We start from the raw sequence: 22,685 nt of genomic DNA, 5'->3' as shown, positions 1-22,685 counted from the left end.
CTTCTGCTCCATCACGAAGAAGCCGGCGTTGACTCCGAGCAGGGCCCCGGCCCGTACCGACATCGCCGTGACCGTCTCCCGGCCCGAGGCCGCCGCGCCGTAGTCGCTCCCGAGCGAGCCCTCGAAGAGGCGGGGATCGACGACGGCGACCTTGACGCGGGCGAACCCTCCGTCGGCGGTGGCCCCGTCGCCGCCGGTCCACTCCGTCACCGCGTCGAAGCCCGCGCCGGAGAGGGACCGACGCTCGGCCTCTGCCGCTTCCTCGGCCTCGTGGTGGCCCACGCGTACCAGTACACCGAGGGTCCCGTGCCGGTCGGCGGAGCCCCGAGGCCACTCGACCCGGCGCGTGTGCGGGGTGAATCCGGCATCGCGCAACTTCCCGGCCGTCGCCTTCGCCTCGTCCCGGTCGAGGAGTTGGGCTCCCTCCGCTCGGACGGTCACGGTCCAGTGAGGCGTTCCGCCACTGCGGACGGTTCCGGAGTAGAGGTCGACGCCCTTGGCCGGGACCTCGTGGTCCCAGCCCGTGAGCGCTTCCGGTGTCCGAGCGCCGGAGCCGGAGTCACCACTGGCAGATGTGGCCGGGGCGATGAGGAGCGCGGTCGTCAAGAGGGCCAGCGCGGTGGCGAGTTCGGGGCGCTTGCGGAACGGGAGCAGGCGCCGGCTGGACCTTGTGGCCATGAACTCTCCACTGTGACGGGACGGATGACGGGCACCGCTCCTGCGCGGTGCGTACACGCCTGGGCCGCTCGGACCCTACGCGCAACGAACCCCGCACGGCAGTCGGCGAGATGAACATATCGGGACGGCACCCGGCACCCGGCACATCGGCTCCGCACACCGAGTGCTCAAGTGCTCGCACGGTGGCCCGGGTGGTCGACAGCGAGCTCGTCGCACCTGGTGGCCACCGAGCGGTGCCGCTAACGTGGCCGACATGTCGCATGACCGGCCCGACCTGCGGGCATCGCACGAGGATCGTGACCGCGTCGTGGACGCGTTGCGGGTTGCCGCCGGTGACGGCCGACTCGACGCCGAGGAGCTCGACATGCGGCTGGAGAGCGCGCTCTCGGCCCGGACGCTCGGCGAGCTGGCCGCGCTCACCGGAGACCTGCCGGTCGCGTCCGCAGCCAAAGGCAAAGACGTACTCGTGGTCGATCAACACGGCGGCAAGTACAAGCGGGAGGGGCGCTGGACGGTGCCGGCGCGCATCGAGCTTCGCACGCAACTGTGCCGTGTCACCTTCGACTTCACCCACGCGGTGATCACCTCGGACGTTCTGCGAATCGAGACCGACATGGTGCACGGCAAGCTGTTCTTCGCCGGCTCGCCGGACATCGTGATCGACACCGACCGGCTCAACCTCACCTACTCCAAGCTCAAGCTCCGCTCGAAGAACTCCGCTGCCGATCCCCGTCTCCGCATCGAGCTCGCCGGAAAGCTCCTGCACGCGAAGGTCGTCGAGCGACGGCCGTGACGCGAGCCCGCGGGCCTCGACGAGCAGGTTGTCGCGGGCGGGAGAACGCAGGTTCCGGCACTGGCCCGACACTCCAGGTCGTAGATCGTTGTGTGCCGCGGCCTTGAGTCTGTCCGCCGCCGGGGAAAACTCAGGTGGCTTCAGCGCGTGATCTGAATAGGGTCGGGCAGTGCCCGAACTGAAGCAGCTGCACGGCGATCATGCCCCGGCGGTCCTGGCCTTCGAGCTGGCGAACCGCTCCTACTTCGCCGCCGCGGTCCCCGACCGCGGCGACCACTACTTCGACCAGTTCACCGACCGGTTCAACGCCTTGCTGGCTGAGCAGGAGGCCGGCATCTGCGCCTTCCACGTGCTCGTCGCCGAAGACGGCTCGGTACTCGGGAGGTTCAACCTGGTCGACATCGAGGATCGCGGTGCGGTACTCGGCTACCGGGTCGCGCAGCACGTCGCCGGACGCGGCGTGGCGACCGGGACCGTTCGGGAGTTGTGCCGGCTGGCGGTGTCGCGGCACGGGCTGCGCACTCTGCGAGCGGCCACCGCCCACGCGAATCCCGCGTCCCGGAAGGTGCTGACCAGAGCCGGGTTCGTCCTGGCCGGGCCGGCTGACCCGGCCGACCTCGGCGGAAAGCCGGGCAACTGGTATCGGCGCGACCTGACACTCCAGCCGTAGACCGCGATCCTGCTGGAGGGGTCGCCCGAGAGAGACGCAGCCGTCGCTGATCATCGGCGTGGCCCCTTGTTCACTGGCAGGAGGCGTCCGATGCCCTGAGGGGCGGGACGGCCAAGGCCGTGCGGGATCAACTCCGGCCCCAAGTTGACGACTTGGCGCTCGGGCTGCTGCCGGACCTGCAGCGCAGGAGCCCGGGAGATCCGACGGGCCGCCGGTGTTCGTTCACGGGCTGTTCGTTTCACCGTGTAACGCGAGAATGGCGGGCGCACGAAGCCCCCATTGCGTTTCCGTCCGGACGGGCGACGGCTGTTGACCCTGCTCAGGGGCGTCGTTAGCTTCAACGGCATGCGCCAATCCCCTGGTTTCACACAGCGACGCTCCGTGGATCTCCACCGCGTCTCTTCCGCGCTGTGTAGCTGAATTCCCAGGCGCGACTCTCGCCTTTTCGCGCATCGCCGCTCCTCTGCGCCTTCCCTTTCCGTGCCGCATGCCGCACGCGCGTTCTCGTGAGCTTCGGCCCAACGGCACGTCTTCTTCCGTCAGTTGCATTGAACGAACCGGGACACGAACATGCCCAGCCCCGCACTCCCACGCCCGAGTACCGCCTTCCGCCCACCCGGCCGAAGCCGCCGTACGGCTCTCCCCGTCGCGCTGCTCATCGCTCTCACCGCCCCCGCGCTGCTCGTGAGTTGCGCACAGCAGGAAGGCTCGTCCGGCAGTGCGAGTGACGCGCAGCTCGCGAAGTCGAAGATCCCGGCGAAGGCCTCCCCGAAGACGACGCTCACCATCGGGGCCCCTGAGGACCATGTCCTGCTGAAACTCTCCGGCGAAATCCGGAAACTGCCCTTCAAGGTCAAGTGGGCCAACATCAGCGGCGGTCCGCAGTGCTCGGAGGCATTCCGGGCGCATTCCCTGGACGTCTGCTCGTCGGCCGAGATCCCTTCGATCCACGCCCACTGGACGGGGCTGGACACGAAGCTGGTCGCAGCGGAATTCCGCAAGGACCCGAAGAAGAATCCCATCTACCGGCTGGGCATCGCCCCGGGTGCCGGAATCGACTCCCTGAAGGACCTCCAGGGCAAGAAGATCGCCTACAGCCCGGGACAGGCCCAGGGCGCACTGGTGCTGCGCATCCTTGCGAAGGCCGACCTGTCGAAGGAAGACGTACAACTCGTCGAACTCCCCAGCACCGGGGACGTCTACCCGACGGCGCTCGGCGAGCACCAGGTCGACGCCGCGCCGCTCGGCGGGGTCAACATCAAGCGCTATCCGGCGAAGTACGGCAAGGACGGCGGCAAGACCATCCCGCACGGCCTCCGGGACGACCCCTCCCACCTCTGGACGCCCACCGACACCGTCGCGGATCCGAAGAAGGCCGCCGCCATCAGGGAGTTCGTGAAGTTCTGGGCGCGTGCCCAGGTGTGGGCGTACAAGCACCCCGAGGAGTGGATCGAGGGCTACGCGGTCAAGGACCAGGGCCTGAGCCGCGAGGACGGCGCCTACCTGCACAAGCACAACGGAGAGCCGGACATCCCGGCCTCCTGGGACCCCGCGATCAGGCGCCAGCAGAAGACCGTCGACCTGCTGGCCAGGGAGACGGGCCAGGAGAAGTTCGACGCGGAGACCCTCTTCGACCGGCGCTTCGAGCCCGTCGCAGCCGACGCGCTCAAGGCGGCGGAGAAGCAGCCGAAGGACGACTCGGGCCCGCGAGCAGCCGGGAAGGAGAAGCCGTGACCAGCGTGAGCACTCAACCCCTCGGACGACTGACCCGGCCGGCTCGCCGCGGCGCGTCGCGCAGCACGGCCAGGCGCCGTCTCGCACCGGGACGCCCCGTCCCGTACGGCAAGGCGCTGGGCCCTCTGCTTCTGCTCGCCGTGTGGTCTGCGGGATCGGCCGCCGGCCTCATCGAGCCCAGGAGCCTGTCGGCTCCCTGGACCGTGGTGACCACGGCAGGAGACCTCATCGAGGACGGCAGACTCCAGTCCCATCTGGCGGCGTCCGCTCAACGTGCCCTGCTGGGCCTGCTGTTCGGCACCGCTGCCGGACTGCTCCTCGCGCTGCTCTCGGGCCTGAGCCGCCTCGGAGAAGGCGTGATCGACGGGCCCGTGCAGATCAAGCGGGCCATCCCGTCGCTGGCGCTGGTGCCGCTGCTGATCCTGTGGCTCGGGATCGGGGAGACGATGAAGGTCGTCACGGTGTCCCTGGTCGTCCTCGTCCCCGTCTACATCCACACCCACAACGGACTGCGCAGCATCGACAACCGGTACGTCGAACTCTCCGAGACGGTGCGGCTTTCCCGATGGCAGTTCGTTCGGCACGTCGTGCTGCCGGGCACGCTTCCAGGCTTCCTGCTCGGCATGCGGTTCGCGGTGACCGCGACCTGGCTGGCTCTGGTGGTGGTGGAGCAGGTCAACGCCACCAGCGGGCTCGGCTACATGATGGAGCTGGCGCGCACGTACGGGCAGACCGAGATCATCATCGTCGGCCTCGTCGTGTACGGGCTTCTCGGTCTCGCGAGCGACGGACTGGTTCGTCTGACTGAGAGGAAGGTGCTGTCGTGGCGGCGGACACTCGCGGGCTGACCCGCACGAAGCGCGGCAGGGCCGCCGTACGCATCCACGGTCTGGATCGGTCCTTCGAGAACCGCAAGGTCCTGGACGGACTCGAACTGAGCATCCGCGAGGGTGAGTTCGTGGCGCTCCTCGGACGCAGCGGCTCGGGCAAGTCGACGCTGCTGCGGGCACTGGCCGGGCTCGACCACCTGGTGGACGGCAAGGGAGTGCTGAGCGCTCCCGACAACGTCTCGGTGGTCTTCCAGGACGCCCGGCTGCTGCCATGGAAGCGCGTGCTGGACAACGTGCTGCTCGGCCTGCCGGGCCCGGACGCCAGGGAGCGCGGGCGAGCCGCCCTGGCGGAGGTGGGCCTCGCCGACCGGGAGGAGGCCTGGCCCGTCGAGCTGTCGGGCGGGGAGCAGCAACGTGTGTCCCTGGCCCGGTCGTTGGTGCGCGAGCCCGAACTCCTGCTGGCCGACGAGCCGTTCGGCGCCCTCGACGCCCTGACCCGCATCCGTATGCACGAGTTGCTGCGGAAGCTGTGCGAGCGTCACCGACCGGCAGTTCTGCTGGTGACGCACGACGTGGACGAGGCGATCGAACTCGCCGACCGGGTCGCGGTGTTGGAGGAGGGGCGGATCACCGCGGACGTGGCCGTCGGCATCGAGGGACCGCGACGCCACGGCACACCCGAGTACGCCGCACTGCGCGAGGGGCTCCTGACCCGCCTGGGTGTCGAGGCCCAAGACCGTCCGATCCTCGAGGAGGCCCACGCGTGAGCGCTCACGTCACTCCCGGCAGGGAGCTCCATCTCAATCTGTTCGTCTACCCGGGCGGTCATCACGAGGCCGCCTGGCGCCACAGCGCCTCCGACACCGAGCGGCTTCTCGACATCGGCTTCTACCAGGAGCTGGCCCGAAGGGCCGAGGCCGCGGCCTTCGACGGGCTCTTCTTCGCCGACGGCCCGGCACTCGCAGACAACGTCCGCTACGCCAGCCGCTTCCGGCTGGAGCCCTTCACATGGCTGTCGGCCCTGGCCGCCGCCACGCAACGGATCGGCCTCATCGGCACCGCGTCCACCACCTACACCGAGCCCTACAACCTCGCCCGCCTCTTCGCCTCGCTCGACCACCTCAGCAAGGGCAGAGCAGGCTGGAACATCGTCACCACCGGAGCGCCGCAGGCCGCGCAGAACTTCGGCCTGGACGCACACCCGGTCCACGCCGAACGCTACGACCGCGCCCGGGACTTCCTCGAAGCCGTCACCAAGCTCTGGGACAGCTGGGAGGACGACGCCCTCGTTGCCGACCAGCGGACGGGCCTGTTCGCCGACACCGACCGCATCCACGCCATCGACCACGAGGGCCCGTTGCTGAAGGTGCGCGGCCCCCTCAACATTCCCCGCTCGCCGCAGGGCAGACCCGTCTACGTACAGGCCGGCTCCTCGGAAGACGGGCGGGCCTTCGCCGCCCGCTATGCGGAGGCAGTCTTCACGGCGCACCAGACGCTGGCGAGCGGCCAGGAGTTCTGTGCCGACATCAAGAAGCGGGCGGCCCGACTCGGCCGCGATCCGGGGCAGTTGCTGGTGCTGCCCGGCATCAGCCCCTTCATCGCCTCGACGGAGGAACAGGCGCGCAGGCTGCACGAGGAGTTCAACGATCTGACACAGCCCGCCTATTCGCTCGAACTCCTCCACCGGCTGCTCGGCCTGCGCCTGAGCGAGGAGGAACTCGACGGTCCCGTACCGCGGGAGCTGATCGAGACCCGGGGAGAGCGGGGCAACGGCAGCCGCTTCCAGCTCGTACTCGACATCGTCGAGCGCGAAGAGCCAACCGTCCGGCAGCTGTTGCACCGACTGGCGGGCGCGCGAGGCCACCGCGTCATCGCGGGCACACCGGAGCAGGTCGCCGACCAGCTCCAGCAGTGGTTCGAGCAGGGCGCGGCGGACGGCTTCAACGTGATGCCGCCGTGGCTGCCCGGAGGCTTCGAACTGTTCGCCGACCAGGTGGTGCCGATCCTGCGCGAACGCGGCCTGTTCCGCAGCGCGTACACCGGCAGCACCCTGCGCGAGCACTACGGGCTCACGCGCCCGGCCAGCCGCTACGCCCAACGGCCCGCAGCGGCCGTGACTTGAGAGATCGGAGCACGACATGGGCGTCACCGCCACCGACGAATTCCTCTCCAACAACGAGTCCTACGCCGCCGCCTTCGAAGGTCCCCTGCCTCTCCCGCCGTCCAGGCAGACCGCTGTCGTGGCCTGCATGGACGCACGGCTGAATCCGTACGGCGTCCTCGGCCTGCGGGAAGGGGAAGCCCACGTCATACGCAACGCGGGCGGCGTCGTCACGGCGACCGCGCGAGGGCGCTTGAGTCGATTGATGCCGCACTCGACCGCGTGGCGCTCGCGGTAGTCGCTCTTGTCGAACGTCGGCTGCCGCCCGCCGCGAGAGCCGAGGTTTGTCGGTTGCGGACTCGGTCTGCAGGCACCGGGATCGTCGTCTTGATGCCACGTCTGCGCAGGTAGGCGGAGTTCTCACGGGAGTCGTACGCCTTGTCCGCACGCACTCGGTCCGGTCGTTTGCGCGGCCGCCCCAGGCCCGGTCGCGGAATTTTGATCGCTTCCAGGACCGGCTCGAACTGCGGGGAATCGCCCCGTTGACCAGCCGTGATCACCACCGACAGCAGCTTCTGCCCCTGCTCGACCGCCAGGTGGAGACCGTCCGAGGCTGTGGTCGACCGACTCGCCTGCACTCCGATGACCCGTGGAGGCTCCGGTCCGGAATTCGGGGCCCACACCTGCGCCACCGCCTCACCCCGGGCCCCACGCTCCGAGCCGCACGCCCGCATGCGGTACGAAGCCGGTGATGTACGGAACGTGATCGCGAGGCTCTGTCGCGCGGCAGCAAGAAGTCGAAGCCCGCAAGCACCTCCCGCCGTGAGGGGCCTGCTGCCACAGGAAATCTGCTCTCGCCATCCACCTGGTGCAGGCTGGAAGGGTGACGGCCCCCGGTCTTCACTATGCGCCGTAGGAGGTGGCGTGATGGCCCGACGCGGTATTGCGCCCCACGACAGCCGTGAGCTGGACGAGAGCGAGGACGTGGCGTTCTCGGCCACGGCTGTCATCGACGAGCAGGGCATCGTGACCGGGTGGAGCGACGGCGCCCGCCGCCTGCTCGGCTACGCACGGGAGGAGGTCGTCGGCCGGCCGGGCGCAACCCTGCTCGCCTCTGACGACGGCTCCGAGGTTGCCGGACCGGCCGCGGGAGACCGGAGCTGGAGCGGCCACGTCGTCCTGCGGCACCGGGACGGCCACGACCTGCGAGTGGGACTCCTCGCCCGCCGTCGCAGGACGGCCGCCGGGGCCGACTGGCTCGTGGTGCGGGTCACCGAGTCACGCATGCGGTTGCGCGACGAGGACCTGCTGATGAAGTGGGGATTCAGCGACTTTCCGTGCGTGCTCGCGCTGTTCGACACCGACCTGCTGCTCGTCCGGGCCAATGGCGACGCGGAGCGCTCCGTCGGCCTCACCGAGGACCAGATGAGGGGTCTGCGGGTGTCGGAGCTGGTCGCGGAGCAGTCCGAGCCCGGCAAGGTCGAGGAGGCGATGCGCAGGTCCATGGCGACGGGGGAGCGCGAGCGGCTGCGCATACTCCTGCGCGAACCGGGAGACGAACGCGAGCACGCATGGTCCGTCTGGATCGCCCCGTCCAGGGACGAGGACGACCGGCTGCGCGGTTTCTGCTTCACCGCACAGGACGTGACGGAGCAGTACACCGCCCAGCAGCGACTGCTGCTGCTCAACAAGGCCGGCACCCGCATCGGCACCACGCTCGACATCCGCCATACCGCACAGCAGCTGGCCGACGTCGCAGTCCCGCAGCTCGCCGACATCACCAGCATCGACCTGCTCACGTTCCTCGAACACGGCGACGAGCCGCCCCTCGACGCGCTGACGGACAATGTGGCCCTGCGCCGCACCGCCCAGCGGTCCGTTCTGATCGGTCACCCCGAAGACCCGGTCGAGCTCGGCGACGTCACCACCTATCCGCAGTTCTCCAGCCTCGTCGAACGCCTGGAGGGCAGCAGGACGACCACCCGGGAGGAGAGCGACCGCCTCCTCGCCCAGTGGGCGGCTCACGATCCCGTCCGAGCCGGTCGGCTCCGCTCTCAAGGAATCCATTCGGTGATGGCCGTGCCGATGCGGTCCCGCGGTGTGACTCTCGGGATGACCATGTTCATGCGCCACAAGCGGCAGGAGCCGTTCGAGCGCGACGACATGCTGCTGGCCGAGGAGCTGACCGCGCGCACGGCGGTCTCCATCGACAACGCACGCCGCTACGTCCGCGAACGCAGGACCGCCGAAGCCCTCCAGAGCGACCTGCTGCCGCAGGAACTGCCCGACCAGAGCGCCCTGGAGACCGTTTCCCGCTACCTGCCCGCGCGCGGTCACGCCGGTGTGGGAGGCGACTGGTTCGACGTCTTCCCGCTCTCCAGCGCGCGGGTGGCGCTGGTGGTCGGCGACGTCGTCGGGCACGGACTCCAGGCCTCGGCCGCCATGGGCAGGTTCCGTACGGCCGTCCGGGCCCTGGCGGAGATGGGTCTCCCGCCTGACGAGCTGCTCACGCATCTCGACGACATGGTCACCAGCCTGTCCGAGGAAGCCGGCACCTCGGGAGCGGCGAACACGGGCGCGACATGCCTCTACGCCGAGTACGACCCCGTCTCCCGCCGCTGCACCGTCGCACGGGCCGGGCATCCCATGCCCGCGGTGCTCTCGCCGACGGGCGCCGTCGACATCCTCGACGTTCCGTCCGGGCCGCCGCTCGGCGTCGGCGGCATGCCCTTCGAAGCCTCCGAGACCGTACTGCCCGAAGGCAGCGTGCTCGCCCTCTACACCAACGGCCTGATCGCGCCGCGGGACCGGGACCTCGACGAAGGACTCGCCCTGCTCCGCAGCGTGCTCGCCCGCCCGTCCCCGTCCCTGGACGCGATGGGCGACGACATCCTCGACACCCTGCTGCCCGAGCACCAGCAGGACGACGCCGCACTCCTCCTCGCCCGCACCCGCGCCCTGAACGCGGACCAGGTGGCCACCTGGGATCTCCCTGCGGATCCCGCGGCCGTCGCCCGGATCCGCAGCGAGGCGTCCAAGCGGCTGAGCGTCTGGGGCCTGGAGGACGTCGCGTTCACCACCGAGCTGGTGGTCAGCGAACTCGTCACCAACGCGATCCGCTACGGTCACCCGCCGATCCGGCTGCGGCTCATCCACGACCGGGAGCTGATCTGCGAGGTCACCGACGCCGGCATGGCTGCCCCCCACCTGCGTCCGGCCCGTCTCATGGACGAGGGCGGACGCGGCCTGCTCCTGGTCGCCCAGCTGAGCCGACGCTGGGGGGTCCGGTACGGCCGGGACGGCAAGGCGATCTGGGCGGAGCAAAGCCTTCCGTCGGACTACCAGTTCGACGAGACGGGCAAGCTGCGCACGGCGTTCTGACCTCGGGCGGGGCCCGGCTTGAGCACCTGGAGGGACCACGGCCGGTGCCGGCCCCTCCTTCACCTCCCGGGAGGAAGCCCGAAGCGCGGCTGCCCTCCGGGAAGCCCCGGCGGCCAGGGCTGCACCCTCGCCGGAGCCGGCGGAAGGGCCGGCCTGGCGTAGCCGCCGGCAGGCGCGGCACGGTTGGGGGCGAGCAGTGCGTACAGGACGGTGTCGCGCCACGTCCCGTCCGGCCGCCTCCGGTGCCGCCGCAGCAGCCCTTCGCGAGACGCACCGATCTGCATCATCGTGTTGTGGCCCGTGCGGTCGAGATCGTCGAGCTTCCACTGCACCCGTGAGAAACCCAGGTCGTTGAAGGCGTGCTGCACGAGCAGCAGATGCATCTCGACGTCGGCGTTCGTGCCGGACAGGGAGCCCCCGATCCAGTGCCAGCCGATGTCCACCCGCTGGTCGATGACGCGGATGTTGAGGTAGGCGATCCAGCCCACGGGCCGGTGGGTGCGGCCGTCCAGCACCACGAAGAGGAAGGCCTCTCCCGCGGCTTGCTGAGCGAGGCGTTGCTCCACGATCAGGCGCATCTCGGCCTGCGATCGCGGGGCGGACACCGGCAGCCAGCCCCAGTCCGTCTCGAGGCCGCCCTGCGCCGCGAAGAGGGCCGGGACGTGGTCGATCCTGAGGGGCTCCAGCACGACATGACGGCCTGGCAAGGCCACGGGAGCGGGGGGCCGCGCTGTCATGGCTGCACGTTAATGGGCCGACACCCTCAGGTGTGAGTGATGTGCGTCAAGCGACAATCCTCGGACCGCCGAACCGGGGAACGACGAGTTCAAACCCCGGATCAGGTCCGTATCCGCTGATCGTGCGGCGACTTTCCGGCCGTTCCGGGAAGGACATCCGGAATAGGGGTCCCGCACATTTCGTTCTGATGTTCATGGAGAACGGCACTGGCAACGCCCGCTCCTCACCGGATCAGAGGGCAGCAACGGAGCGGATCGACGAGGCCCGGGCCAGCGGCGTGCGGCTGATCGAATCGTTGAGGCGTCTGTGGGACGGCGTCGTCGAAGCTTCCGAGCAGGCCAACATCGATGACGAGCACGATCCGGAAGGCGCCACGGTCGCCTTCGAACGAGCCCAGCTGCGGGACGTGCTCAAGCAGGCCCACGCCGACATGGACGACCTCGATCGAGCCGCCGAGCGGCTGCGCACCGGCGATTACTGGGTCTGCGACATCTGCGGGGGCCCGATCGCCGTCGAGCGGCTCGCCGCCCGGCCGACGGCGACGACCTGCATCCGCTGCGCGAGATGACTCGGGCGGACGGAGAGGGCGACGGGCCCAACTCGCCGCATCACTGCGGGTGTTACCCGGCGATGAGGGCTTCCCGCGGGTGGTGGGTGGGCGGCTGCCCGGTCACAGGATTTCGAGGGGGCGCCGGCGGACCGGGGGCGGGAAGGCCTCATCGAGGACCTGCAGATCGTCGTCCGTGAGATGCAGGTCGAGGGCTGCGTGGTTCTCTTCGACGTGCGAGATGACCGAAGCCTTGGGGATGGCGATGACGTCGTCACGCCGCAGGACCCAGGCGAGCGCCACCTGAGCGGGGGACCTGCCGTGCGCCGAGGCCACCTCCCGCAGCGCCTCGTGACCGAGCAGTCGGCCCTGTTCCACCGGTGAGTAGGCCATCACCGGCATGGACAGCTCCCGGCAGCGGGGGAGCAGCTCGTACTCCGGGCCCCTCCGCGTGAGGTTGTAGAGCACTTGATCGGTCTGCGGACGGGCGCCCTCGGGAAGCTCGGCGAGGTCGTCGACGTCCAGGTTGCTCACGCCCCACGAGCCGATACTGCCTTCCGAGACCAGTGACTCCAGAGCCTCGACGGTCTCTTCGAGCGGCACCGGCCCCCGCCAGTGCAGCAGGTAGAGATCGATGCGGTCGGTCCCGAGCCGACGCAGGCTCGCGTGGCAGGCTTCGACCGCTCCCCGCCTGTCCGCGTTGGACGGCAGCACCTTGCTCACGAGGAACGCCTCGTCCCTGCGGCCGCGAACAGCTTCGCCGACCAACTCCTCGGCGGCGCCGTCGCCGTACATCTCCGCTGTGTCGATCAAGGTCAGACCCAGGTCCAGGCCGCGGCGGAGAGCGGCGATCTCGTCGGAACGGCGGGCGGGGTCCTCGGCCATGTGCCAGGTCCCCTGTCCGAGAGCGGGGACGCTCACGCCGGAGGGGAACGTCACCGTCCGAGCCTTTGTCATCGTGTGCCTTTCCGGGGCGCCGGCGGACCGTTCCGATCAAGAGGCGACCATGCTCGCAGTCCGCCGCATGATCCGCGACCGCAGCGAACGGCGTGCACACACACGGCAGGTGGCAGGGGACCACCAGCGGGTGTCCGTCCGGATGACGTAGAACATGTCATCACTACCGACCGGTAGCCGGAGCTTTTCCTTCTGTCCATGATGGGACGCGAACATGCCGACGGCCCTCTGTCACGCCAGCGGAGGGTCATCCCCCGTGGCTCTTCGACTCAGGAGTGAACCCCCCATGGATGGACGCAACTTGACAACGCGGGTGGCGGTCTTCGTCGCCGGTGCGACCGTCGCGACAGCGACGATGGTCGGCGCGTCGCCGGTCATGGCCGCGCCCGCTCCCGCCAACGTGACGCCTGCCGCCGGTACTTCAGCCATGACCGCGCTCCAGCCGCACGCGGGCGGGGAGAACGCCAAGGCAGCGGACGTCGACTACGAGACCTGGAAGCGCGACGTCAGCGCGGTCACCGATGAGGCCCGCCCATATCTGGAGGAGCGCATCTCCCAGGGCGCCGGGGAGAAGATGGCGATCGTCCTCGACATCGACAACACCTCGCTGGAGACGGCCTTCCATCCCCTGTGGGAATACCCGACGCCTGCGGTCGGTCAGACCCTGGACCTCGCCCGCTACGCCGACTCCCGTGGCGTCGCCGTCTACTTCGTCACCGCGCGCCCCGGGATCATCTACTCGCTCACCGAGTACAACCTGGAACAGGCCGGCTACCCCATCTCCGGCCTGTACGTACGTGATCTGCCGGACCTCTTCGACGAAGTGAGCAAGTACAAGACGGCCAAGCGGGCCGAGATCGAGTCCAAGGGCTACAAGATCATCGCCAACATCGGCAACACCCCCACCGACATGGCAGGCGGCCACGCCGAGAAGACGTTCAAACTGCCCGACTACGACGGCGAGTTGGACTGACCCACGATCGGCCCGGCAAGTCACTGCGTCCCGGGACTGCTTCGTCCAGCCGAGGCTCGCCGTGAGCGCGCGTTCGCAAGATCGGCACGGCCGACGGGTCGGGGTGCCGAGTGAGGAGCTTGGCCAGGCGAAGGAAGAGGGCCCCCGCCGGAACGACGTTCCGGCGGGGGCCCTCTTCCTGTCCCGGGGTCCGCCGCGCTCGGCATCAGCCGCCGATCCGGCCGGCCCGCCTGGAGGACGGCATGATTCAGGGGCCGAGCTGGTGGGCTCGGCCCCTGAATCGGTGCCGGTGAGACCGGCTTCAGCGACTAGAGCGCTTCGGTGCCGGTGCCGCCTGTGGCGTCGCCGGCGGTGTTCTCGTTCTCTTCGTTGTCGATGCCGCAGATCTGCTGGGTGGCGCTGGCGTCGGCGTCGCCGCCGCCGCCGGTGAGCGCCTCGACGATGGTGCCGCCGACGGTGGCGTCCACGGTGTCGCTGCTGGCGTCCTGCGTGCAGTTGACGGTCGGGAGCTCGGCCGGCTCACCGCCGCCGGCGAACGCGACGCCGGCACCGAGCATGCTCACGCTGCCGACCATGGCGGCCACAACAGCTGCTTCGCGAAGCTTGCGCATTACTTCTCCACTTCCATGAAGGCTAGATCGCGATCAGCAAAGATCGCTTAGGCATAGCCGAAGCTATTCAACGGAGAAGTCTGATCCGTCCCGCAACACGCCGATTCACCTGATTTGGCGTCAGGTTCATTGATGGTGTCGTCGCTTGCGCGTCTGCAGCCATCGAATCGGGCCTTGCGGCAAGAACCACAGACTCTCGATCCGCGGGTCGATTTCGCTGACGACGTGTTTCAGGGACCGAGCCGACCGGCTCGGTCCCTGAAACACCTACCGGCCAGGGCCGGGTCGCAGTGACTACGGGACGTCCACGCCGCCGAGTACTGACGTGCCGGTGCCACCGGTGGCCTCACCGGCGGTGTTCACGTTGTCCTCGTTGTCGATGCCGCAGATCTGCTGGGTGGCGCTGGCGTCGGCGTCGCCGCCGCCGCCGGTGAGCGCCTCGACGATGGTGCCGCCGACGGTGGCGTCCACGGTGTCGCTGCTGGCGTCCTGTTCGCAGTTGACGGTCGGGAGTTCCTGGGCGGTCGCCATGCCGGCACCGAGCATGCCGATGCTGCCGACCATTGCGGCCACAACGGTTGCTTCGCGAAGCTTGCGCATTTACTTCTCCACTTCCATGAGGGGCTGGACCGCGATCAGCGAAGATCGCGCACAGGCACCACAGAAGCTATTGGTCTGAAACGTCTGTCAAGTAACCAACACGCCGCTTTGCCTGATTCGTCAGCAGATCGCGAGAACCGTCGTGGCACCGATGCCGCCGTGGTTCACGTCGCACCGCTTCCGTGCCGAGCGGGCAACTCGGCATCCGACGTGGGAAGTTGACCGGCACCCTTGTGGCCGGATCAGCCCCGGAACGTAGGGCCTGAAGCGGCCGCGACTCGGCGTACGCGCGCGAGCTGTGGAAGCTCAATCCGGTCTGGTGCGGCTCTACTTGCCGTAAGGAGGCTGCAAGATCTTCTCCGGTCCTTCCCGAGCAGCGCCCGTCAACGCCCCAGGGCGTGCGACGGGGACCGGCACATGAGCGGCGCCGCGCGAGACCCCGATGAGCCTTGCTCGCCGATCGAGTCTGCCTTCAGCAAGACACGCACAGTCGATGGAGGGACGGTCGTGGCGACAGGGATCTTCGCAGGAATCGCGGTCCGGGACTACGAGAGTGCAGCTCAGTGGTACGTGCAGCTGTTCGGCTCGGAGCCGGCCTTCTGTCCCAACGACATCGAAGCCGTGTGGCAACTCGCAGAGGGCCTCTACATGTACATCGTCGAAGACCCCGACCGTGCAGGCGGGGCGGTGAGCATGATCTGGGTGGACGATCCCGTTTCCGAGATTGCGAGGATCGCTGAGCGCGGGCTGCAACCGGTAGACGTCGAGGAGCACGGCAACGTGCGGAAGTACGTCTACCGAGATGCCGACGGGAACGAGACCGGGGTCGGCGGTGAGGTCTCACAGCCCAAGTGAGCTCTCGGCCGGCCCCGAAGAGCCGCTGCTACCTCCGAGGGTCCCGTGGTTCCCGACCGGCCCGGAGCTGCTGCATACGGCTCCGGGCTCGACTCGTCACACCTTGCGTGGCTCTGCGGCCAGGTAGACGCCGGCAGCGATGGTGCATGCGGCGACGAGTCCCGCCAGCGGCACCGCGCCGTGTCCCGCGAAGCTGGTGGCCAGCACAAGCAACGCCCCGACGGGCAGGACGAGGTTCTGCGCGGTGCCCTGCTTGAAGTGGCGTGCGTGCACGACCCACACCGTCACCATGAAGAGCGCGGTGGGCACGGTGACGGCCAGGGACGCCGCGAGGGTGGAGATGTGGGCGTGGTGGGTGGCCTGTTCCACGGCCACTTCGATGCCGGCGCCGATCGCGGCGGCGGATCCGAGGATCACGTAGTGGCCGTATCCCCAGACGAAGGCCTGCCGGTTGGAGGCCAGGTGCTCGTGGATCGGTACGGCGAAGTAGATCCAGAATGCGGCGAAGACGATGAGCAGTCCGCCGGCCGCGATCGGCAGCAACTCGTCCAGGGCTGCTGATTCGTCCAGAGCGGACTGTACGGCCACGGTGGCGGCGGCGATCGTTTCTCCGAGCATGATGATGGTGAAGAGGCCGTGACGTTCGGCGATGTGGTGCGGGTGCCAACTCGTCTCGTGGCGTCGCTCGGCGAACGCCGGTACGGCCAGTTCCGCGGCGATCAGCGGCACGACTCCCCAGGCCCAGGCGGTGCCGGGCAGCAGCAGTAGAGCCACCCAGCACAGCTGTACGACGACCAGCCCTGCCGCGTACCTGACAGCGGCCGACCTCGCGGTGCCCGTCTCCCCGCGTGCTGCGCGCAGCCACTGGAAGGTGAGCGCGAGGCGCATGATGAGGTACCCGACGATGGCGACGCTGTAGTCCGCGCCCTCGAAGGCGCGGGGGACCCCGGCCGCGAGGACGAGCACACCGGCAATCTGCACCAGGGTGGCGATCCGGTAGGGGACGTCGTCGCAGTCGTAGGCCGAGGCGAACCAGGTGAAGTTCACCCAGGCCCACCAGATCGCGAAGAACACGAACAGGTATCCGGTGACTCCGTGGCCGGGGTGGCCCTCGGCCATGGCGTGCACGAGGCGTGCTCCGGCCTGTGCGACGGCCACGACGAAGCACAGGTCGAAGAAGAGCTCCAGCGGAGTTGCCTGCCGGTGTGGCTCGTCGCGGCTGCGGGCTCTCATCCGGACGAGTGGAACAACGACCCGGCCGTGACCGGCTCCCCTCGGCGTGCCCTCAGTCATCAGCGCCGTCCCTTCGCCGGTGGTGATCGATTCGCCAGGATGGCATCGCGGGATCGCCCGTGCACCAGAGGTTCAAGCAACACATCTTCGCGGCGCCGAACACCACACAGAGCTGATACTCCGCCGGCTCGCAGACGTCCGTGACCGCGCCGCCGGTCGCCACCGAGTACGTCAGGTGGAGATGCCTGCCGCCTCCTGTGACCGCGGGCCTTGGTGAGACCCCAGAACTCCCAGCTCAGGGCCCCGCGTTGAACCGATGCCCGGAGCCGGCGGAGCGTAAATGCGTCGACATCGTCCCTCGGCACCCAGCAGAGTGGCCGCCCATGACGAGCAGTGAGCTGTGGACCCGTCCGACCGCCGACCGCTACGACGCCGAGGAGACCGAGATGTCCTCGGCCGCCGTTCTCGGACCGACTCTCACCTTCCTCGCCGAACTCGCCGGAGACGGCCGGGCACTGGAGTTCGCCATCGGGACCGGACGGGTGGGCGTACCGCTCCGGGAACGCGGCGTGCCGCTGGCGGGCATCGAACTGTCCCCGCACATGGCAGCGGTCCTGCGGCGCAAGATCGACGAGGACACGCTCCCGGTAGCCGTCGGGGACATGGCCACCACCGTCGTCCCCGGCGAGTTCACTCTGGTCTATCTCGTCTACAACACCATCGCGAACCTGCTCACTCAGGACGAGCAGGTCGAGTGCTTCCGCAACGCCGCACGTCATCTGGCGCCCGGCGGCCGATTCGTCATCGAGTTGGGCGTGCCGCCGCTGCGGTTCCTGCCGCCCGGTCAGGTCGCGGTGCCGTTCGACGTCTCTGAGCAGCATCTCGGCTTCGACACCTTCGACCTGGTCGAGCAGACTCTCGTCTCCCACCACTTCACCCGGGACGGCGACGACGGCCGCTACCGCCGCGGCAGTTGCCGGCAACGGTACGCCTGGCCGGCGGAACTCGACCTGATGGCACGAATCGCCGGGCTCGAGCTGGAACGTCGCGTCGCCGACTGGAACGGGGTGCCCTTCTCCCAGGACTCCACCAAGCACATCTCCGTGTGGCGCAAGCCCACCTGAGGTCAGCCGCCGAGTCGTCAACCGGCCTCAGGCGCAGAGGGTCAGAACCGGGCCCCGAACCTGCGATGAGGACGGCGGAACATCCGGTCCGGTTCTTCAGAGCGGCCTGGGGCGTCGGACCGCATCGCGCATGAGGGCGATCTGGACAGCGGCAGCGCGCTGGGCATCGCTCTGCGGCGCCGCAAGCCTGACTCGCTCATCGCGGACCCTCCTGGGGACCAACGAGGTCCACCGTGACCAGGTCCGGGCCGGGCATCGTTCCCGCCATGGCCCGGCGCGGCATCCGTTACGACCGCGCTGAGGGGATGCGCCCGTCAACGGGCAGGGTCGGCACGTCGACTGGGACCGTCTCCGGGTACTTCAGGCCGCTGCCCGTGTTGAGGACGACCACGCGCTCGTCGCCGCTCAGCCAGCCCGCGTCTCGGAGTTGGTGGACGGCCGCGAAGCAAGCTGCGCCCTCCGGGCAGACGAACGCACCTTCGGCGCGGGCCAGTTCACCCTGAGCGGTCAGCAACTCCTCGTCGGTCACTGAGATCGCGGTGCCGTCGGTCTGCCGAACCGCGTCCAGGACGAGGAAGTCGCCGAGCGCCTTGGGCACCGTGATGCCGAAGGCGACCGTACGGGCGTCCTGCGCGGGACGGCTCTCGCTGTCCCCGCGCTCGTACGCCTCGACGATGGGTGCGCAGCCCGTCGCCTGCACCGCGACCAGCCGAGGCAACTCGCCCTGCAGCCAGCCGAGTTCGCGCAACTCCAGCAGTGCCTTGTAGATGCCGATGATGCCGACGCCGCCGCCGGTCGGATAGAGGATGACGTCGGGTGTCTGCCAGCCGAGCTGCTCGGCGATCTCGTAACCCATCGTCTTCTTGCCTTCGAGCCGGTAGGGCTCCTTGAGCGTGGAGACCTCCTGAAAGCCGTCCCGTTCGGCGACGGCCGCGGCGATGAGTTTGCCCGCGTCCCCGATCAGCCCGTCCACCAGGACGAGTTCGGCTCCGGCGACCACACATTCCGTACGAGTGATCTCAGGGGCGTCGACCGGCATGGCGATCAGGCTGCCCAGCCCGGCACGTGCCGCGTAGACGGACCAGGCCGCACCGGCGTTGCCATTGGTGGGCATGGCGACCCCCCGTGCCCCGAGCTCCGCCGCGCGGGAGACCCCGACAGCTGCACCGCGCGCCTTGAAACTCCCGGTGGGGATGAGCCCTTCGTCCTTCATCAGCAGCCCCGGGACGCCCAGTTGCGCCCCGTACCGTGGCAGCTGGAGCAGCGGTGTCATTCCTTCGCCGAGGCTGTACACGTGACGCGGATCGCGCACCGGCAACAGCTCGCGGTACCGCCACAGGTCGGGCGCCCTGGAGGCGATCTGCTCCCGGGTCACGGTGGCCGCCACCCGTTCCAAGTCGTAGCGGGCGAGGAGCGGAGCGCCCACCTCGGAAGTGCCCTGCACCACGTCCGCGTCGCACTCCGCGCCCGTACGGGAACACTCAAGGTGGGACAGGGACGAGAAATGCGCAGTCGACATGCCGCTCCTCGATCAGTCGGTGTCGCCTCATGGCCGTCGGAGCCGCCGACCCTTCGCTGAACCGGCCCACCAGTGGTGTGGCCTTCCGCTGCATGTCCTCGCGGCGGCCCGCTCCAGATCGTACAGACCCGTTCGAACCAGCCATCGATCCACCGGTCCCCGTCGGACTCGGCGACGCCGCGCTCAGCGCGTGGGCCTCAAGTGGTCCACGACGGATCCGGTCGCCGGGAGATCAGTGCCGCGTTTGCGCAGGTGCCCGGTACGACACGGCGGATGCGCACGGGCGCGTCAGCTCCGTGAACGCAGCAGTACTGCAGGCCGGTGTGGGTTTCCACGACGGGGTTGCCGTCCTGCGAGCGGATCCGTGGGCGTCCCCGGCGGACTCAGCGCTGGTCCGGTTGCTTTTCGATCTTCCGGGTACCCGCGCGGTCCATGTCCGTCGTCGGGCGTCGGCACGGCGACGGTGACCTTTCGCCCGTCGAGGGAGGCTGTCTCTGATGAAGATCGTCGCGGTGCTGTTTCCGGGGAGCCGGGCGGACGACGGCCGCTCGCAAGAGCTCGCCACCGCGGAGAACGTTCTGGGTCTGCGCCCCTTCCTGGAGGACCAGGGCCACGAGCTCGTGGGCACGTCCGACACGGGCGCGGAACTGGACGCGGAACTGAGCGACGCCGAGGTGCTCATCACCACTCCCTTCTGGCCCCTCTACCTCGATGAGAAGCGCATCGAGAAGGCCAAGAAGCTCAAGCTCGTCGTCACCGCCGGTGTCGGCTCGGACCACATCGACGAGGACACGGCCGAACGGCACGGCATCTCGGTGGCCGAGGTGACCGGCAGCAACGTCGTCAGCGTCGCCGAGCACAACGTGATGCAGATCCTCGCGCTCGTGCGCAACATGATCCCCGCCTACCAGCAGGCCGTGCAGGGCCGTTGGGACGTCGCAGAGGCCGTACGCGACGCCCATGATCTGGAGAACAAGACCGTCGGGCTCGTCGGGCTCGGAGCGATCGGCGCCCGTACCGCTCTGCGTCTCAAGGGTTTCGACGTGCGGATGCTGTACTACGCCAACCACCGGCGGAGCCCGGCCGAGGAAGCCACGTTGGGCGTCAAGTACGCGCGGCTGGACGACCTCGTCGCGGAGTCCGACGTGATCTGTCTGGCGCTGCCGTTGATGGAGGGAAGCAAGGCTCTCTTCGGACGGGACCGGCTGGCGGCCATGAAGCCGGGCAGCTGGCTGGTCAACACCGCTCGCGGCGCCATCGTCGACACCGACGCGCTGGTGGAAGCGCTGAACAGCGGGCATCTCGCCGGGTACGCGGGCGACACGTGGTATCCGCAGCCGGCCCCGGCCGATCACCCATGGCGGACCATGCCCCGGCATGCGATGACCATCCACTGCTCGGGCATGACGGTCGAGGCCCAGGAACGAATCGCGGCCGGCGTGAAGGAACTCCTCAGCGCTCACCTCGCCGGGGAACCGCTCCCCGCCGACTACGTGCTTGTCGACGCCTCCTCGCACTGATCACGCGGAGGTCCGGTCAACGTGCGGAGTGCCGTATCGAGACGCACCGGATCTGGGAGTGCTTCCGGAAGGACGAGAGTGCTCCTGATGGGACGCCTGTCTGCCGGCCACCTGCGAGTCCATTGACTTCAACCAGGCTTGAAGTCGCACGGTGGGCACATGACGATCTCACCGGCCACGCGCGCCGAGGTTCTGGAGTGGATCAGGAGAACGGCACATCCGCTGAGCGCAGTCGAACTGTCAGCGCCCCTTGACGACCTGCGCCCGCTGATCGGGGCGCTCGACGGACGGGCGACGGTGGTGGGCTACGGCTCCGGTACGCGCGGTGCGCACGAGGTGTTCGCACTGCAGGCGCGAATCGCCCGGCTCCTGGTCGAGGAGGCCGGATTCCGCGCCGTTGCACTCGACGAGGACTGGACGCTCGTCGGGCGGCTCGACGCCTACGTCCGCACCGGTGCCGGGGACGCCCACTCGGTGCTGAAGCAGATGGACGCGCGTTCGCGTACCCAGGAGATCCTCGAACTCATCGAGTGGCTACGGGAGTTCAACGGCGCCCATCTCGCGGATCCGGTCCGTCTCGTCGGGCTGAACGTCCAGCAGATGCGCGATGCCGCCTACGACACAGTCGTCGAGCACGTGCGCCGGGCAGCACCGGAAAGACTTGACGAACTGAACGCCTGCTACGCCGAGTTGCGTCCGGGAGCAGATGTCCCTGCCCACTCCCTTCGCTTCAGGAACCTCCCCGACAGAAGGATGTGGATCGACCGGGCACAGTCGGCTCACGCCCTGGTGGTGGGGCTTCCTCGGCAGGCCGACGGCCACGCATGGGCACTCCGGACCGCACGCGCGATCGTCCAGTACTACGAGCTCCACGACCACGACAGCCGACCGTCGGACCCGCGCAACATGGCCTACCTGGAACGGTCCTTCGCCGAGAACCTCACCTGGTGGCGCGAACACACCGGTCAGAAGGTGGTGTTCTGGTCCTCCAGCTCCCACACGTCCGACGGCCGTGCGCGGGCCATCAACTTCCCGCCGGGACCGGCGAGGGTCTCCCGCAACACGGGCAGTCATCTGCGGGAGCGGCTCGGGCGCGGGTACGTGTCGATCGGGCTCACCTTCGGCAGCGGGGAACTGGCCACCTACACGGACGCTCCACCACACCGTGTCCCCGACGCCCGTCCTCCGCTGACGGAATCCGTGCTGAGCGCCCCCGGCCTCGGCAGCTATCTGCTCGACCTCGGCGTGGACGCACCCCCAGCAGCTGCCGAATGGCTCAGCCAAGCCGCCAGGCTGCGTGCCATCGGGACGCACTACGACCCCGACGACGACGCGTCCCACCACATGACCGGCGGGTCACTGGCCGAGTGGTTCGACGTCCTGGTCCACCACGGACACGTCACACCGTCCCGTCCCCTCGGAGGCGAAAACCCCTGAGGGCGGAGATGCCGCATCCCGGGTCAGGCCGAGATCGGTCCCACGTGGACGCGGGGGAAACGAAAGGAGCCGGGGCCCGAACCCTGAGGTTCGGACACCGGCTCCCGAATACGCCTCGGTGTCAGGCGGGAACGATGTTCTCCGCCTGCGGGCCCTTCTGGCCCTGAGTGACGTCGAAGCTCACCTTCTGGCCTTCCTGCAGCTCACGGAAGCCCTGTGCGGCGATGTTCGAGTAGTGGGCGAAGACGTCGGCGCCCCCGCCTTCCTGCTCGATGAAACCGAAGCCCTTTTCCGAGTTGAACCACTTCACGGTGCCGGTAGCCATGCTTATCTCCTTCTGGGGCAGTGCCTGGGATCGCACCCTGCGAACCCACGTCGCCGCTA

General features: G+C 68.9%; 23 protein-coding genes. 14 read left to right on the top strand and 9 right to left on the bottom strand.

Annotated elements, in window-relative coordinates:
* Positions 1–678, bottom strand: a 678-nt coding sequence (locus H5J26_RS00515) for an SPOR domain-containing protein (protein WP_181763600.1), incomplete at its 3' end; no start/stop codon positions are given.
* 253 nt (positions 679–931) lie between these two features.
* Here H5J26_RS00515 and H5J26_RS00510 point away from each other — a divergent pair.
* From H5J26_RS00510 to H5J26_RS00480, 7 genes are all read left to right on the top strand, one after another.
* Entirely contained in the window at positions 932–1,471 is a 540-nt protein-coding gene (locus H5J26_RS00510) for a DUF1707 SHOCT-like domain-containing protein (RefSeq protein ID WP_181763599.1), read from the top strand.
* Between the two features lie 169 nt (positions 1,472–1,640).
* Positions 1,641–2,141: a GNAT family N-acetyltransferase gene (locus H5J26_RS00505; protein ID WP_181763598.1), complete on the top strand. Its 501-nt coding sequence runs from the start codon at positions 1,641–1,643 to the stop codon at positions 2,139–2,141.
* A 570-nt stretch (positions 2,142–2,711) separates the two neighbouring features.
* The gene (locus tag H5J26_RS00500; protein WP_181763597.1) at positions 2,712–3,875 is read left to right on the top strand and encodes an ABC transporter substrate-binding protein; all 1,164 of its coding nucleotides are present in this window, start codon (positions 2,712–2,714) and stop codon (positions 3,873–3,875) included.
* Between the two features lie 5 nt (positions 3,876–3,880).
* Complete coding sequence (locus tag H5J26_RS00495) at positions 3,881–4,723, top strand: ABC transporter permease (RefSeq protein ID WP_419183739.1); 843 nt, start codon at positions 3,881–3,883, stop codon at positions 4,721–4,723.
* Complete coding sequence (locus H5J26_RS00490; protein WP_181763595.1) at positions 4,699–5,472, top strand: ABC transporter ATP-binding protein; 774 nt, start codon at positions 4,699–4,701, stop codon at positions 5,470–5,472. The genes H5J26_RS00495 and H5J26_RS00490 overlap by 25 nt, the downstream gene beginning before the upstream one ends.
* Positions 5,469–6,827 (top strand): LLM class flavin-dependent oxidoreductase, encoded by a 1,359-nt coding sequence (locus H5J26_RS00485; protein ID WP_181763594.1) that lies wholly within the window; start codon positions 5,469–5,471, stop codon positions 6,825–6,827. The genes H5J26_RS00490 and H5J26_RS00485 overlap by 4 nt, the downstream gene beginning before the upstream one ends.
* A gap of 16 nt (positions 6,828–6,843) precedes the next feature.
* A complete protein-coding gene (locus H5J26_RS00480) occupies positions 6,844–7,104 on the top strand; it encodes a carbonic anhydrase (RefSeq protein WP_181763593.1) in 261 nt (86 codons plus the stop codon).
* Here the strand turns inward: H5J26_RS00480 and H5J26_RS31140 are convergent.
* Positions 7,037–7,540, bottom strand: a complete 504-nt coding sequence (locus H5J26_RS31140; protein ID WP_419183738.1) for a transposase — start codon at positions 7,538–7,540, stop codon at positions 7,037–7,039. The two genes, H5J26_RS00480 and H5J26_RS31140, sit on opposite strands and share 68 nt — an antisense overlap.
* Positions 7,541–7,733: 193 nt before the next feature.
* Between H5J26_RS31140 and H5J26_RS00470 the strand changes: the two genes are divergently transcribed.
* Positions 7,734–10,187, top strand: a complete 2,454-nt coding sequence (locus H5J26_RS00470; protein WP_181763592.1) for a SpoIIE family protein phosphatase — start codon at positions 7,734–7,736, stop codon at positions 10,185–10,187.
* 59 nt (positions 10,188–10,246) lie between these two features.
* On the opposite strand, the gene H5J26_RS00465 is transcribed toward H5J26_RS00470, so the two are convergent.
* Positions 10,247–10,924, bottom strand: coding sequence for a GNAT family N-acetyltransferase (locus H5J26_RS00465; RefSeq protein WP_181763591.1), 678 nt, complete (start codon positions 10,922–10,924; stop codon positions 10,247–10,249).
* Positions 10,925–11,118: 194 nt separating this feature from the next.
* Between H5J26_RS00465 and H5J26_RS00460 the strand changes: the two genes are divergently transcribed.
* Positions 11,119–11,493 carry a TraR/DksA family transcriptional regulator gene (locus H5J26_RS00460; protein WP_181763590.1) on the top strand — a complete coding sequence of 125 codons (375 nt, stop codon included), beginning with the start codon at positions 11,119–11,121 and terminating at the stop codon, positions 11,491–11,493.
* 102 nt (positions 11,494–11,595) lie between these two features.
* Here H5J26_RS00460 and H5J26_RS00455 read toward each other — a convergent pair whose 3' ends face one another.
* Positions 11,596–12,429, bottom strand: a complete 834-nt coding sequence (locus tag H5J26_RS00455; protein WP_181763589.1) for an aldo/keto reductase — start codon at positions 12,427–12,429, stop codon at positions 11,596–11,598.
* 286 nt (positions 12,430–12,715) lie between these two features.
* On the opposite strand from H5J26_RS00455, the gene H5J26_RS00450 reads away from it, so the two are divergent.
* Positions 12,716–13,402, top strand: coding sequence for an HAD family acid phosphatase (locus H5J26_RS00450; RefSeq protein WP_181763588.1), 687 nt, complete (start codon positions 12,716–12,718; stop codon positions 13,400–13,402).
* Between the two features lie 308 nt (positions 13,403–13,710).
* Here the strand turns inward: H5J26_RS00450 and H5J26_RS00445 are convergent, their stop codons facing one another.
* Both H5J26_RS00445 and H5J26_RS00440 read right to left on the bottom strand, forming a co-directional pair.
* On the bottom strand, positions 13,711–14,013 hold the full coding sequence (locus H5J26_RS00445; RefSeq protein WP_181763610.1) for a hypothetical protein: 303 nt from the start codon (positions 14,011–14,013) through the stop codon (positions 13,711–13,713).
* 294 nt (positions 14,014–14,307) lie between these two features.
* A complete protein-coding gene (locus H5J26_RS00440) occupies positions 14,308–14,613 on the bottom strand; it encodes a hypothetical protein (protein ID WP_181763587.1) in 306 nt (101 codons plus the stop codon).
* 417 nt (positions 14,614–15,030) lie between these two features.
* Between H5J26_RS00440 and H5J26_RS00435 the strand changes: the two genes are divergently transcribed.
* A complete protein-coding gene (locus H5J26_RS00435; RefSeq protein WP_210770845.1) occupies positions 15,031–15,468 on the top strand; it encodes a VOC family protein in 438 nt (145 codons plus the stop codon).
* A 96-nt stretch (positions 15,469–15,564) separates the two neighbouring features.
* On the opposite strand, the gene H5J26_RS00430 is transcribed toward H5J26_RS00435, so the two are convergent.
* Positions 15,565–16,761, bottom strand: a complete 1,197-nt coding sequence (locus tag H5J26_RS00430) for a low temperature requirement protein A (protein ID WP_181763586.1) — start codon at positions 16,759–16,761, stop codon at positions 15,565–15,567.
* A gap of 323 nt (positions 16,762–17,084) precedes the next feature.
* Here H5J26_RS00430 and H5J26_RS00425 point away from each other — a divergent pair, with 323 nt between their 5' ends.
* Positions 17,085–17,825: a class I SAM-dependent DNA methyltransferase gene (locus tag H5J26_RS00425; protein WP_181763585.1), complete on the top strand. Its 741-nt coding sequence runs from the start codon at positions 17,085–17,087 to the stop codon at positions 17,823–17,825.
* Between the two features lie 286 nt (positions 17,826–18,111).
* Here the strand turns inward: H5J26_RS00425 and H5J26_RS00420 are convergent, their stop codons facing one another.
* Positions 18,112–19,344, bottom strand: a complete 1,233-nt coding sequence (locus tag H5J26_RS00420) for a threonine synthase (RefSeq protein WP_181763584.1) — start codon at positions 19,342–19,344, stop codon at positions 18,112–18,114.
* Between the two features lie 497 nt (positions 19,345–19,841).
* Here H5J26_RS00420 and H5J26_RS00415 point away from each other — a divergent pair, with 497 nt between their 5' ends.
* Together H5J26_RS00415 and H5J26_RS00410 are read left to right on the top strand one after the other, a co-directional pair.
* Positions 19,842–20,864, top strand: a complete 1,023-nt coding sequence (locus tag H5J26_RS00415; protein WP_181763583.1) for an NAD-dependent formate dehydrogenase — start codon at positions 19,842–19,844, stop codon at positions 20,862–20,864.
* Between the two features lie 159 nt (positions 20,865–21,023).
* Positions 21,024–22,301: an erythromycin esterase family protein gene (locus H5J26_RS00410; protein ID WP_235979995.1), complete on the top strand. Its 1,278-nt coding sequence runs from the start codon at positions 21,024–21,026 to the stop codon at positions 22,299–22,301.
* A 121-nt stretch (positions 22,302–22,422) separates the two neighbouring features.
* Here the strand turns inward: H5J26_RS00410 and H5J26_RS00405 are convergent, their stop codons facing one another.
* Positions 22,423–22,626, bottom strand: coding sequence for a cold-shock protein (locus H5J26_RS00405; protein WP_181763581.1), 204 nt, complete (start codon positions 22,624–22,626; stop codon positions 22,423–22,425).
* Positions 22,627–22,685 lie beyond the last annotated feature (59 nt).

The organism is Streptomyces albidus (ex Kaewkla and Franco 2022) (genome assembly GCF_013870515.1).
Lineage (GTDB): Bacteria > Actinomycetota > Actinomycetes > Streptomycetales > Streptomycetaceae > Streptomyces > Streptomyces albidus.
The sequence above is the reverse complement of the archived record's forward strand: the minus strand, read 5'-3'. Positions and strand labels throughout refer to the sequence as shown.